9 protein-coding genes are annotated in these 13,481 nt (G+C 66.2%); 3 read left to right on the top strand and 6 right to left on the bottom strand.

The window, feature by feature from the left end; genetic code table 11:
- Positions 1-34: 34 nt before the first annotated feature.
- Both gspE and gspD read right to left on the bottom strand, forming a co-directional pair.
- Positions 35-1,462, bottom strand: coding sequence for a type II secretion system ATPase GspE (gspE, locus tag YH64_RS12820; RefSeq protein WP_046804603.1), 1,428 nt, complete (start codon positions 1,460-1,462; stop codon positions 35-37).
- Positions 1,459-3,873: a type II secretion system secretin GspD gene (gene gspD / locus YH64_RS12815; protein ID WP_046804602.1), complete on the bottom strand. Its 2,415-nt coding sequence runs from the start codon at positions 3,871-3,873 to the stop codon at positions 1,459-1,461. Before gspD ends, gspE begins: the two co-directional genes overlap by 4 nt.
- Positions 3,874-4,053: 180 nt before the next feature.
- Between gspD and gspF the strand changes: the two genes are divergently transcribed.
- Positions 4,054-5,259: a type II secretion system inner membrane protein GspF gene (gene gspF, locus YH64_RS12810; RefSeq protein ID WP_046804648.1), complete on the top strand. Its 1,206-nt coding sequence runs from the start codon at positions 4,054-4,056 to the stop codon at positions 5,257-5,259.
- A gap of 94 nt (positions 5,260-5,353) precedes the next feature.
- Here gspF and YH64_RS12805 read toward each other — a convergent pair whose 3' ends face one another.
- The 3 genes from YH64_RS12805 to YH64_RS12795 form a co-directional block, all read right to left on the bottom strand.
- On the bottom strand, positions 5,354-5,692 hold the full coding sequence (locus YH64_RS12805; protein ID WP_046804601.1) for a P-II family nitrogen regulator: 339 nt from the start codon (positions 5,690-5,692) through the stop codon (positions 5,354-5,356).
- A 138-nt stretch (positions 5,693-5,830) separates the two neighbouring features.
- On the bottom strand, positions 5,831-7,897 hold the full coding sequence (locus YH64_RS12800) for an NAD(+) synthase (protein ID WP_046804600.1): 2,067 nt from the start codon (positions 7,895-7,897) through the stop codon (positions 5,831-5,833).
- A 69-nt stretch (positions 7,898-7,966) separates the two neighbouring features.
- Complete coding sequence (locus tag YH64_RS12795) at positions 7,967-9,337, bottom strand: mechanosensitive ion channel family protein (RefSeq protein WP_046804647.1); 1,371 nt, start codon at positions 9,335-9,337, stop codon at positions 7,967-7,969.
- A 152-nt stretch (positions 9,338-9,489) separates the two neighbouring features.
- Between YH64_RS12795 and argH the strand changes: the two genes are divergently transcribed.
- A complete protein-coding gene (argH, locus tag YH64_RS12790; RefSeq protein WP_046804599.1) occupies positions 9,490-10,911 on the top strand; it encodes an argininosuccinate lyase in 1,422 nt (473 codons plus the stop codon).
- An 81-nt stretch (positions 10,912-10,992) separates the two neighbouring features.
- On the opposite strand, the gene YH64_RS12785 is transcribed toward argH, so the two are convergent.
- Positions 10,993-11,232, bottom strand: a complete 240-nt coding sequence (locus YH64_RS12785) for a hypothetical protein (RefSeq protein WP_319305777.1) — start codon at positions 11,230-11,232, stop codon at positions 10,993-10,995.
- Positions 11,233-11,427: 195 nt separating this feature from the next.
- Here YH64_RS12785 and YH64_RS12780 point away from each other — a divergent pair, with 195 nt between their 5' ends.
- Positions 11,428-13,443 carry a PEP/pyruvate-binding domain-containing protein gene (locus YH64_RS12780; RefSeq protein ID WP_046804598.1) on the top strand — a complete coding sequence of 672 codons (2,016 nt, stop codon included), beginning with the start codon at positions 11,428-11,430 and terminating at the stop codon, positions 13,441-13,443.
- Positions 13,444-13,481 lie beyond the last annotated feature (38 nt).

Here is a 13,481-nt window from a genome sequence, read left to right as displayed (position 1 = left end):
GCAAAAGGCAAAAAGCAAAAAGCAAAAGGCGCCATCAAGCGTCGCGCGTCACCCGCACGATTTCCTCGGGCGACGTCTGCCCGCTGTCGACCCAACGCTGGCCGTCTTGCCGCATCGTCCGCATGCCCGAGGCCATGGCGGCCTGGCGCAATTCGCGTTCGTCGCGGCCTTCGTGGATCAAACGGCGCGCGTCATCGTCCACCGTGAACAGTTCGTGGATGCCGGAACGGCCGCTGTAACCCGTGTGATTGCACGTCGGGCAACCCACAGGGTGAAACACGCGCACGCCATCCTGCATCGACGGCTTCTTGCATTCCGGACACAGCTTGCGCACCAGCCGCTGCGCCAGCACTCCCAGCAGCGACGAAGCCAGCAGAAAGGGTTCCACGCCCATGTCCGTCAGCCGCGTCACGGCCGAGACCGCGTCGTTGGTGTGCAGCGTCGCCAACACCAGGTGACCGGTCAGCGACGCCTGCACCGCGATCTGCGCGGTTTCCAGGTCGCGGATTTCGCCGATCATGATCACGTCCGGGTCCTGCCGCAAGATGGCGCGCAGCGCCAGCGCGAAGCTCATGTCGATCTTGGCGTTCACCTGCGTCTGGCTGATGCCCGACAAGTCGTATTCGATGGGGTCTTCCACCGTCAGGATATTGCTGGTGGCCGAATCCAGGCGGCTCAATGCCGCATACAGCGTGGTGGTCTTGCCGCTGCCCGTCGGCCCCGTCACCAGCACGATGCCGTGCGGCTGCCGGATCAAGCGGTCCAGCTGCGTCAGCACATCGGGGCACATGCCCAGGCGTTCCAGCTGCAAGCGCCCCGCCTCTTTGTCCAACAGGCGCAGCACCGCGCGTTCGCCGTGGCCCGTGGGCAAGGTCGACACCCGCACGTCAATCGGCCGGCCGCCCACGCGCAGCGCGATGCGCCCGTCTTGCGGCAAGCGCTTTTCGGCAATGTCCAGGTGCGCCATGATCTTGATGCGCGATATCAACGCCGCGTGCAGCGCCTTGCGCGGTGACACCACGTCGCGCAACGTGCCGTCCACGCGATAGCGCACCACCGAGTGCGTCTCAAAAGGTTCGATGTGGATATCGCTGGCGCCATCGCGCGCGGCCTGGGCGAACAGCGCGTTGATCATGCGGATCACCGGCGCATCGTCCTGCGCTTCCAGCAGGTCCGCCACTTCGGGCATGTCCTGCAACAGGCGGTCCAGGTCGATCTCGTTTTCGGCCACGCCCATGACGGACGCGGCATCCTCCGAATGGCTGTAAGCCGCCGTCAACAACGTTTCCAGCGCCTCGTCATCCACCTGCGCCAGCGCCACCTCGCCATGGCAACGGCGTATCTCGCGCACCGCCCATTCCGGCGTGCGCGGGCTGACGGTCAGCTGCGCCTGCCCCGCGCGCAGCGACAGCACGGCGCGCTGCGCCCGTGCCCAGGCATAGGGCAAGGGGTGCGCGCTCATAGCAGCGACTCGGGGTCCACCGCCACGCTGTGCATCAGCGCGCCGGACACGCGGATCGGGCGCGCGGCATCGCGCGTGGGGTTCGCGCCGGGATACTGCCGCACGGCAAACGACTGCACCGTGGTGGGCGGCGGGCGGCGCAGCGTGTCGGCCTGTTGGTCGGGGCGCAGGTCATAGGCGTTGTTCGACACCGACGGCGCCGAGCCCGGCGGCGGCAACATCGGCGCCTGCATATCGGGCAGCGCCCAATGCTGGCCCGGTTGCGCGGAGCCCTGCGCGCGGCGCATGTAGTCGTAGCGGTCCATCGTGACGCTGGCGCTGCGGTTGGCGTCGCGCACCACGTAGGGGCGCAGGAACACCATCAGGTTGGTCTTGGTGCGCTTGCGCGTGTCGTAACGGAACAGCGAACCGATCACCGGCAGCGAGCCCAGGCCGGGCACGCTGTTGGACGTCAACGTCACGTTGTCTTCCAGCAAGCCGCCCAGCACGATGATCTGGCCATCGTCGATCAGCACGCTGGTGTCGATGGCGCGCTTGTTGGTCACGATGCCCGTCGTGGCGTTCGAGCGGCTTTCGTCGATGCTGCTGACTTCCTGGTAGATGTCCAGCTTGACCGCGCCGCCTTCGGAAATCTGCGGGCGGATGTTCAGCTTCAAACCCACGTCTTCGCGTTCGATGGTCTGGAACGGATTCGAACTGCCGTTGCTGCCCGACGTGACATATTGGCCGGTCACAAACGGCACGGTCTTGCCCACCAGGATGCTGGCCGACTGGTTGTCCAGCGTCAGCAGGTTCGGCGTGGACAGGATGTTGGCTTCGCCCGTGTTCTGCATGGCACGAGCCAGCACGCCCAGGTTGATGACCTGGTTGCCCAACACGTCCACCGTGCCCTTGACCACCCCCAGGCTCAGGCCGCTGCCCAGGGCGTCGATCGACGTGGGCCCGGTGCCCGTGATGCCGCTGCCGCCCAGGTTGGTGCCGCCGATAAAGCTGGTGCCGTTGCTGTTGATGTTGCCCGCGCCCGTCATCCACTGGATGCCGAATTCAGCGGCCTTTTGTTCGCTGACTTCAACGATCAGGCTTTCCACCAGCACTTGCGCGCGACGTTGGTCCAGCTGGTCGATGACTTCACGCAGGCTGCGGTACAGCGGTTCCGGCGCGGAGATGATCAGCGAATTGGTGGCCGGGTCGGCCTGGATGGTGGCGCCGCCGGCCGAATACGACACCGCTTGCGAGTTGTTGTCTTCCCGCGCGATGCGCTCTTGCTCGCCCGACAAGCCACCCTTGGACGAGCCCGACATTGCCCCCCCCATGCCCTGCCCCGCCGGCACGTTGCCGGCAGACGTGTTTTGCGCCCGGGCGCCGTTCTGCGCGCCGCCCGTGTTGCTGCTTGCCGCGCCGCCCGAGGCGCCGGGCGCCGCGTTGGCCTGTCCGGTCAGCAAGCCGCCCAACACTTCGGCGATGCGCGTGGCCTGCGCGTTGCGCATGTAGACCACGTGCAGATTGCCCGCGCGGTTTTGCTGCGCGTCCAGCTTCAGGATCAGGTCGCGCGCCAGCCGCGTGCGCGCCGGGCTGCCCGAGCGCACCAGCACGCTGTTGCTGCGCGGGTCGGCCACCACGGCGATGCGTTGCGTGGGGTCGCTGCTTTGCGTGTCCAGCAATTGCGAGGCCAGGATGGCGATGTCGGTGGCAATGCCGGACTGCACCGGCACCACATCGGTGTCGATGGAGCTGGGCACGTCGATACGCGCGATGACTTGCGCGATGCGTTCCAGGTTGTCGGCGTAGTCGGTGACTACCAAGGTGTTGTTGCCCGGGTACGCGTTGATCGGGTTATTCGGCGGCACCATGGGGCGCAGCACCGGCACCAGGTTGGCGGCGTTTTCGTACTTCAGCGGGAACACGCGCGTCAGCATCTCGCCGCTGCTGCTCGAGCCCTTGGCGAACGCGGACACGGGCACCGGGCCACGCGCGGCGTTGCCGGCCGGCGCGCCTGCCGCCGCCTGCGCGGGACGCGCCTGAGCTTGCCGCGCCTGGGTCGGCGGCGTGTTGCCCACCACCGCGCTGCCTTGCAGCTTGGCGTCGGCTTCGGGCACCACGCGCGTCACGCCGTCCACATCCACAATTGCAAAGCCTTGCAGTCGTAGCGCACCGGTCAGCATGGCCAGCGCCTGTCCGCTATCCACGGGTCGGTCCGACACCAGCGTCAGTTTGCCCTTGACGCGAGGGTCCACCAGGAAGTTGCGCTGCGTGAACAACGACAGCGCGCGCAACACGGCGGGGATGTCGGTGTCGACGAAATTCAAGCTGACACGGTTGTCCGTTTGTTGAGCATGGGCCGTGCTGATCGCCGGTCCGATTTGGCTTGCGATGAGCAAGGCGGCAAGGCTGAATTGCGCGATGTGACGCATGACGAGATAGGTGCCTTCAGACGTGAATGCAAGTGTGAAAAAACGTGAAATCGCGTCGGAGTATACGGGGTGACAGTGCAACACTACGGTCATATTTGACATGCAACATACGGGCTGCAAACCCTTTAAATTCGGGGCTTTTGCGCGTTTTTGATTCGCGCGTCGCCCCCTGCTTTCGCCATGCCTTCCTATCGATACGAAGCCACCGACGCGCTGGGCAAAATCGTGCGCGGCACGATCGATGCCGACACCGAGCGCGGTGCCCGCAACCAGCTGCGCGGCCGGGGCTTGCTGCCCTTGTCCACCGCATCGGCGGCGCGCGCGCAAGGGCTGGGCGCCAGCTTGCGCACGCGTTTGTCGGATGCGGACCTGGCCTGGTTGACGCGCCAGTTGGCCAGCCTGCTGGCCGCGCGCCTGCCGCTGGACGCCGCGCTGTCGGCCACGCTTGAACAAGCCGAGAAAAAACACATCGCGGCCACGCTGGGCGCGGTGCGCGACGACGTGCGCGCCGGCCATCGCTTGTCTACCGCGCTGGCCGCGCGGCCGCGCGACTTTCCCGAGATCTATCGCGCGCTGATCGGCGCCGGTGAAGAATCCGGCGACCTGGCGCAAGTAATGGAAAAGCTGGCGGACTACATCGAGGAACGCAACACGCTGCGCAGCAAGGTGATGACGGCGTTCATCTACCCGGCCGTGGTCGCCAGCGTGTCGGTCATCATCGTGATCTTTCTGCTGGGCTATGTCGTGCCGCAAGTGGTGTCGGCGTTCAACCATGCCAAGCAGCAGCTGCCGATGCTGACGCGCGTGATGCTCGCGCTGTCGGACTACGTGCGTGAATGGGGTGCGGTGACGGGCGCGGTGCTGGTGGCCGCCATCGTGCTGTGGCGCTACACGCTGCGCGCGCCGGCCGCGCGCCGCGCCTGGCATGCCCGCGTGTTGCGGCTGCCGCTGGCGGGCCGCTTTGTGCTGGGCGTGAACGCCGCGCGCTTTGCGTCGACGTTGGCCATTCTGTGCGGCAGCGGCGTGGCCTTGTTGACGGCGCTGGAAGCCGCGCGCCGCACCTTGGGCAACGATGTGCTGCGGCTGGCGGTGGATGAGGCGTCGGCCCGCGTGCGCGAAGGCGCGGCGCTATCGGCCTCGTTGGGCGCGCAGAAGGTGTTCCCGTCGCTGCTGGTGCACCTGATCGCCAGCGGCGAGAAAACCGGCCGCTTGCCGGAATTGCTGGATCGCGGCGCGCAGAACCTGTCGCGCGATCTGGAACGCCGCGCCATGGCGATGACGGCGTTGCTTGAGCCGGCGCTGATCCTGCTGATGGGCGGGTTCGTGCTGCTGATCGTGTTGGCGGTGATGATGCCGATCCTGGAAATGAACCAGCTGATCCGTTAAAAAAACAGAGGGCTAAAAAGACCAAGGCGCCCGCCCCGGTGATGGGGCGGGCGCCTTGGACGTTCAGCCGCTGGCGGTCAACCGGCGGCGCGGATCACAATGCCTCTTCGTCGGCTTCGCCGGTGCGGATGCGGATGGCTTGCTCGACGGGCGACACGAAGATCTTGCCGTCGCCGATCTTGCCGGTGCGCGCGGCCTTGACCACGGCTTCGATGGCGGCTTCGACCTGGTCGTCGGGCAGCACGACCTCAACACGGATCTTGGGCAGGAAGTCCACCACGTATTCCGCGCCCCGGTACAGTTCGGTATGGCCCTTCTGGCGGCCGAAACCCTTGACTTCGGTGACGGTCAGGCCGCTGACGCCGACTTCGGCCAGCGCCTCGCGGACTTCGTCGAGCTTGAAGGGTTTGATGATGGCGGTGACTTGTTTCACGTTGGGCGTCCTGGGTTTTTGATGTGTTGCGGCGCCCTGCCCACCGCTTGCGAGGCAGCCAGGGCGCGATGGATAAGAGAATACCACCGGGGCCCGCCCTGCAAACGGGCGGCCGGCGTCATTGCTGGAGAACCCCGATCAGGCGTCGGGCGCGGCATCCGGGATGCGTTCGGCGTCGCGCATCCACACCACCGATTCCGAATCGCTGGGCGCGCGCCAGTCGCCGCGCGGCGACAACGAGCCGCCCGAACCGACCTTGGGCGCATTGGGCACGCAGGTGCGCTTGAACTGAGTTGTACGGAAAAACCGGTCCAGGAAAATCTTCAGGTTGCGCTTGATGGCGGCCAGGTCGTACTGGTTGCGCGCCACGTGGCCGGCGTCCGGCCAGGCGCCCGCTTCGCGGTCACGCCAGGCGGCCAGCGACAGGAAGGCCACCTTGGTGGGCGCAAACCCATAGCGCAGCGTGTAGTACAGGTTGAAGTCCTGAAGCTCGTACGGGCCGATGGAATCTTCGCTTTTCTGCACGGGCTTGTCGTCGGCGCCACCCGGCACCAATTCCGGGCTGACGTCGGTGCCCAGCACGTCCAGCAGCACGCCGGCGCCGTCATCGCCCAGCCGGCCGGATTCCGCCACCCAGCGCACCAGGTGCGTGATCAGGGTCTTGGGCACGCTGGCGTTGACGCTGTAGTGCGACATGTGATCGCCCACGCCGTACGTGCACCAACCCAGTGCAAGTTCGCTGAGGTCCCCGGTGCCGATGACGATGGCGTTGCTGAAGTTGGCGATGCGGAACAGGTGATTGGTGCGTTCGCCGGCCTGCACGTTTTCAAAGGTGATGTCGTAGACCGGCTTGCCTTCCGCGTACGGGTGGCCCAGGTCTTTGAGCATTTGCAGGCAGCTGGGGCGGATGTCGACTTCGGACGCGGTGCAGCCCACCACCGCCATCAGGCGGCGCGCCTGTTGCAGCGTGCGGGTGCTGGTGGCAAAGCCGGGCATCGTCACGGCCAGGATGTTGGACCGGGGCAGGCCCAGCGTGTCCATGGCCTGCGCGCACACCAGCAGCGCGTGGGTGGAATCCAGCCCGCCGGAAATGCCGATGACCACCTTGGACATCTTGCTGGCCGACAGGCGCTGGGCCAGGGCCTGCACCTGGATGCTATAGACCTCTTTGCAGCGGGCGTCGCGCTGTTGCGGGTCGGCCGGCACATACGGAAAGCGCGCCACTCGGCGCTCAAGCGGCAGTTCGGCATCGTCCAGCGGCGGGTTTACCGGCACCGGCACCGAACGGAACTTGCGCACTTCGTCCTGATGGCGGCGCACGGACTGGCCGAACGTCGTCTGGCGCATGCGTTCGCGCGACAGGCGGTCCAGGTCCACATCGGAAAACAGCAGGTGCGAATGGTTCAGGAAGCGTTCGGATTCGCCCAGCAGTTCGCCGTTTTCATAGATGATTGCCTGGCCGTCCCAGGCCAGGTCGGTGGACGATTCGCCCCGGCCGGCCGACGTGTACATATAGGCCGACAGGCAGCGCGCGGACTGCTGCGCCACCAGCTGATGGCGGTATTGCGATTTGCCGACGACGATGTTGGACGCCGACAGATTCACCAGCACGGTGGCGCCGGCCAGCGCCGCGAACGAGGACGGCGGGATCGGCACCCAGACGTCTTCGCAGATTTCGACGTGGAACTGGAACAGCGGCAGCTTTTCCATCTGGAACAGCAGCTCGGGCCCGAAGGGCACGGTCTGGCCCAGCAAGACGATGTCGGTGACGGCCGCGCAGTCGGCGGCGCTGAACTGGCGGGCTTCGTAAAACTCGCCGTAGTTGGGCAGGTAGCTCTTGGGCACCACGCCCAGCACGCGCCCGCCCGCGGCCACCACGGCGCAGTTGAACAGCTGGTGGGACACGCGCAGCGGCGCGCCCACGATCACGGCGATATCCAGTTCGGCCGTGGCCGCCACCACTCGCGCCAACGCTTCTTCGCACTCATCCAGCAAGGCTTTCTGGTGGAACAGGTCGTCGCAGGTGTAGGCCGACAGCCCCAGCTCGGGAAACGCCACCAGCACCGCGCCGCCCTGGGCGGCCTGCTGGGCCAGTTCTATGGTTTGGGTGGCGTTGAAGGCCGGATCGGCGATGCGGCATTCGGGCACGCCGACCGCCACCCGGGCGAAGCCGTGGGAATACAGGTTGAAGAACGGGTTCGACATCGGGGGTTCGCCTGGGGTCAATGAAGACTAAATTCCAACGCGCGGATTATCTCATGGCGACTGGGCCGGCTACGGCTGGCCGGGCACCTTGCCGTCGCTGGGGCCACGCTGCGCCGACGCCGCGCCGTGCCCGTCCGGCAAGACCAGCCCGGGGCGCTCGCGTTCGGCCGCCAGCGCGGCCTGGATCGCGCTTTCGCGCAGCTGGCTGCCCATGGCGCCAAAGTCCGCGCCCGACGGCTGCTGGTACAGGCGCAGGCCCAGTTCGGGCAGGATGGCCAGCAGATGGTCAAAGATATCGCCCTGGATGCGCTCATATTCCACCCAGGCGGTCACGGCGGTAAAGCAATAGACCTCGACGGGAATGCCGTCGGACGCCGGTTCCATCATGCGCACCATCATCGCCATGTCCTGGCGCACTTCGGGGTTCTGTTTCAGATAGGCCAGGCCGTAGGCGCGGAACGTACCGATGTTGGTCAGCCGACGGCGGTTGGCCGGCACGCTGGCCAGTTCACCCATGGTCTGGTTGGCTTGGGCGATGTCCAGCGTCTTGGCTTGCAGATAGTCGTGCAACAGGCGAAACCGCATCAGTTGCCGGGCTTCTTCGTCGGTCAGAAAGCGCACGCTGGCCGCATCGATGCGCAGCGTGCGCTTGATGCGACGGCCGCCCGATTCAAACATGTGACGGTAGTTGCGATAGCTTTCCGAGAACAGTTTGTAGGTCGGCACCGTGGTGACCGTGTTGTCCCAGTTCTGCACCTTGACGGTATGCAGCGCAATGTCCTTGACGAAGCCGTCGGCGTTGGACTGCGGCATTTCGATCCAGTCGCCGATACGCAGCATGTCGTTGCTGGTCAACTGCGTGCTGGCCACCAGGGACAGCAGCGTGTCCTTGAACACCAGCAGCAGCACGGCCGACAGCGCGCCCAGGCCCGAAATCATCCACAGCGGCGAGCGGTCGATCAGGATGGAAAGCACCAGCACGGTGCACACGGCCATCAGGACCAGCTTGCCGATCTGGATATAGCCCTTGATGGACCGCGTCTGCGCCCGGGTGGTCGCCGAATACGTGTCCTGCCAGGCGCTCAGCACGCCCGAGAACGCCACGAACACGCAGATCCACGCGCCCGCATGCGCCAGCCGGCCCACCACCGACACCGCCCGCTCGGCATGCGGCACCAGGCCGATACCCATCGACACCACGGCAAACGGCACGGCGTACCACAGGTTTTGATACGCGCGGCGGCGTTGCAGGGCCTTGTCCCAGTCGCCCCGGCCGCTCAGGACCAGCACCCGGTGCGCCAGCAGCAGCACCACGCGCGCCACCACCCACTGCACGAACAGCGCCGTCAGGACCAGCACGCCGGCGCCGACCAGCGTCTGCGCCCACGCTTCGTGCGGCATGTGGGCGTCCAGCTGGGTCACCAGTTCTTCCCATTCCATGGGCATATGTTTTGTACTCGCTCTAGGTTCTTGAAACCAACGGGGGATTATCCGACAAGTGGCGTGCGACGCGCGTTCCCGTCCCCAAAAATCGCGGCCCCGCCGCCCACGCGTGCGCCGGCTTGTCGGCAGGCCCTATAATTCCGCCCATCATGGCAAACACTCCCTCCCCCGATCAAAACCAGTTCGCCAACAAGGCGCAGGCCTGGTCCGCCCGGTTCTCGGAACCGGTATCCGAACTCGTCAAACGCTATACGGCGTCCGTGGATTTCGACAAGCGCCTGGCGCGACACGACATCCAGGGCTCGCTCGCGCATGCGGACATGCTGGCCGCCCAGGGCATTATCGGCGCCCAGGACCTGGCCGACATCCAGCGCGGCATGACGCAGATCCTGTCTGAAATCGACGCCGGCAGCTTCCAATGGCTGCTGGATCTGGAAGACGTGCATCTGAATATTGAAAAGCGCCTGGTGGAACTGGTGGGCGATGCGGGCAAGCGCCTGCACACCGGCCGGTCACGCAACGACCAGGTCGCCACCGACATCCGCTTGTGGCTGCGCGACGAAATCGACAACCTGCAAGACCTGCTGCGCCAGCTGCGTCATGCGCTGGCCGCCGTCGCGCTGGATAACGCCGGCACCATCATGCCCGGCTTCACCCACCTGCAAGTTGCCCAGCCGGTCACCTTCGGCCACCACCTGCTGGCCTACGCCGAAATGTTCGGCCGCGACGCCGAGCGCCTGGCCGACTGCCGCCGCCGGGTGAACCGCCTGCCGCTGGGCGCCGCCGCGCTGGCCGGCACGTCGTTCCCCATCGACCGCGAACGTGTCGCCAAGACGCTGGGCTTTGACGGCGTGTGCCGCAATTCGCTGGACGCCGTGTCCGACCGCGACTTCGCCATCGAATTCTGCGCCGCCGGCGCGCTGATCATGACGCACGTGTCGCGCCTGTCCGAAGAGCTCGTGCTGTGGATGAGCCCGCGCGTGGGCTTCATCGACCTGGCCGACCGTTTCTGCACCGGCAGCTCGATCATGCCGCAAAAGAAAAACCCCGACGTGCCCGAGCTGGCCCGGGGCAAGACCGGCCGCGTCAACGGCAACCTGGTCGCCCTGCTGACCCTGATGAAGGGCCAACCCCTGGCCTACAACAAGGACAACCAGGAAGACAAGGAAGGCCTGTTCGACACCGTGGACACCGTGCGCGACACGCTGACCATCTTCGCGGACATGGCTGCCGGCATCAAGGTCAAGGCCGACAACATGCGCGCCGCCGCCCTGCAAGGCTTTGCCACCGCCACCGACCTGGCCGACTACCTGGTCAAGCGCGGCGTGCCGTTCCGCGACGCCCACGAAGTGGTTGCCCACGCCGTGCGCGACTGCGAACAACGCAACTGCGACCTGGCCGACCTGTCCACCGACGAGCTCAAGGCCTACCACGCCCAGATCGGCGACGACGTCCACCACGTGCTGACACTGGAAGGCTCGGTTGCCGCCCGCAAACACATCGGCGGCACCGCCCCCGAACGCGTAGCCGAAGAAGCCCACCGCGTGCTGGCGGAAACGGCCCAAGGCTGATTCCACCGCCCAGCGGGTTGCGGTAAAGACAAGGCCCCCGGTTGGGGGCCTTGTTGCGTTCAAGGCATGCAGGCGTATCGGCTACGCGATGGACACGTCCAGCCTGCGGCCCAGGGTTTCCAGCGCCGCTTCGACCTGTTCGATGCGCGACGAATGCCGCAGATTCAACAGGCGATCAACCTGGGGCGTATGAACGCCCAGACGTCGAGCCATCTCGGCTTTGCGAACCCCTTGGCGAATCATTTCGTTGGACAGGAACACTTTGCTGGTAACCACGGCGGGCAAGGTGACAGAGTGCTGCCCGTTCATCGGTTGCGACACTGGCAGCCTCGGGAAAATCGGGAAAGAGCACCAACAACGTACCGTTCGTGTCGGGAGTCAGCGTGGGACCGATCACCCCCCGGCTCACACGCTTGGCCACACCTGGAAACATCCCACTACGGGCCGGCGTGGCGGCTCCGATATGATCGCAACCTCTTGCGATCCGCCTCCTTTTTTGATGCGCCCCAATCCTTGATGCGCCCCACTGCCGCCTTACGTCGTCCTGGCCCGCCGCGCCGGCCGAAACTGCTTGTGCTTGCCCTGGCCGGGCTGCTGGCCGCCGGCTGGGGGCTGGCTGCCCAGGCGCAGACGGCGCGCAAGCCGTCTCCCTACGAAAACCAGCGCCCGTTGCGCCCGGATGAACGCGAAGCCAGGCTGGCGGAAAGCGCCAAGCGCGGCGGGCCAGGGTTTCTGGGCCAGATCCGCACAGAGGCCGAATTCCGGCAGTTGGCGCGCGTCTACAACGCCGGGACGCCGCTGGAGATTCCCCATGTGTTGTTCGTGATTGATCGACAGCGCGGCGACCGCATCTACTACCTGGACACGCCGCGCTACACCTTGCACGAGAACTTTGCGCGTGAACGCCAGCTGCTGCCCGGCATGGACAAGGCCACGTTGATTGCGCAGTACAAGGACCCCGACCGGCGCCTGCTGTTCGGCACGCTGAGCTGGCAGCGGGACCTGCCGGGCTACACCTATGAATTTTGGGAAGGCGACCGGGTCACGCCCACGCTGCTGCGCCTGACCCAGGACAAGCTGCACAGCACCTTTTACGAGCCGGTGCGCTTCAAGGCGAATTCCACGATGCATGAGCAGACGGCGCAATCGGCCGGGCTGGCTTTCGTGACGCAAGAGGCGCTGCTGCGCGAGCAGACCTTTCTGCCGCTCAATACCGGCCGCGCACAGGGGCGTCTGCGTATTGTGAAGTCGGTGGAGGATACGCCCGACCTGGCGCCGACCGACATCGTGGTGCTGGACGAAGTGCCGGTTGCGCTGCCGCCTGTCGCCGGGCTGGTCACGCAACGTCCGTCCACCTTGTTGTCGCACGTGAATCTGCTGGCCAAGGGGTGGCGCATTCCCAATGCGTATGTGCGCGATGCCGTGGCCGTGCTGCGCGAGCATGATGGCCAATGGGTGCAACTGACGGTGAACAGCAACGGCTATCACGTCGAGCGCATTGCGCGTCCGGACGCGGGCTCGTTGCCCCCGCCGCGCGCCGCCGTGGCGCTGCCCAAGCCCGACCTGTCGGTGCGCGCCATCAAGCCGCTGACCGGCATGGCCACGCGCGACAGCCGGCATTGCGGCGTCAAGGCCGCAAACCTGGGCGCGCTGAAAGCCGCCCTGCCGCCGCTGGCCAGCGTGCCGGACGGCTTTTGCATACCCTTCGCGCAGTACGCCGGGTTCATGGATCGACTGGGCGTGCCCGAACGCATCGCGGCGCTGGAACAGCGGCCCGACTTTATCGGCGACGCCAATGTGCGCCGCGCCGAACTGGCCGCGTTGCGCCAGGACATCGTCAACGCCCCGCCCGACACCGCGCTTGCCGACGCCTGGCGGGAACGCTGGAGAACGCAGTTGAAGGGGCGCGGCGTCTTCGTGCGTAGTTCGTCCAATTCCGAGGATTTGCCGGGGTTCAGCGGCGCGGGCCTGTACACCACGGTGCCGAACGTGACGCAGCCGGATGCCTTGGCGAAAGCGGTGCAGACGGTATGGGCGTCGGTCTACAACTTCGAGGCGTACGAAGCGCGGCGCGCGGCCGGCATCGGCCAGGGTGGCGTGGTGATGGCGGTGCTGGTGCAGTCGGCGGCGGCCTCGGACAGTTCCGGCGTGATGATCACGCGCGACCCCTTCGATGCCTCGCGCCGCTACGTGACGTACATCTCGGCCAAGCGCGGCCTGGGCATCAAGGTGGTGGAAGGCAAGCGCCAGGCTGAACAGCTGATGTATTCGACGTGGTCCAAGGCGGTGCAGGTGCTGAGCCGGTCGGCCGAGGACACGCAGCTGGTCGCGGACGCGGCAGGCGGCGTGCGCGAGGTGCCCATCGAAGGGTCAAGGCAGGTGTTGAACGATGCGCTGGTCGCGCGGCTGGCGGCCGTGGGCAACCAGATCAAGCTGCGCTTGGGCAACGTGGACCAGGACATCGAATGGGCCGTGCAAGGCGACAACATCATCGTGCTGCAAGCCCGGCCGTATATCGACGGCGGCCGTTGAATTGATTACGGCGGGCAGCAGCCGGTAAAGACAATGAC

Source organism: Achromobacter sp. LC458, from assembly GCF_001005835.2.
In the GTDB taxonomy this organism is placed as follows: Bacteria; Pseudomonadota; Gammaproteobacteria; order Burkholderiales; family Burkholderiaceae_B; genus Achromobacter; species Achromobacter spanius_B.
This window is presented reverse-complemented; position numbering and strand designations above follow the sequence as displayed.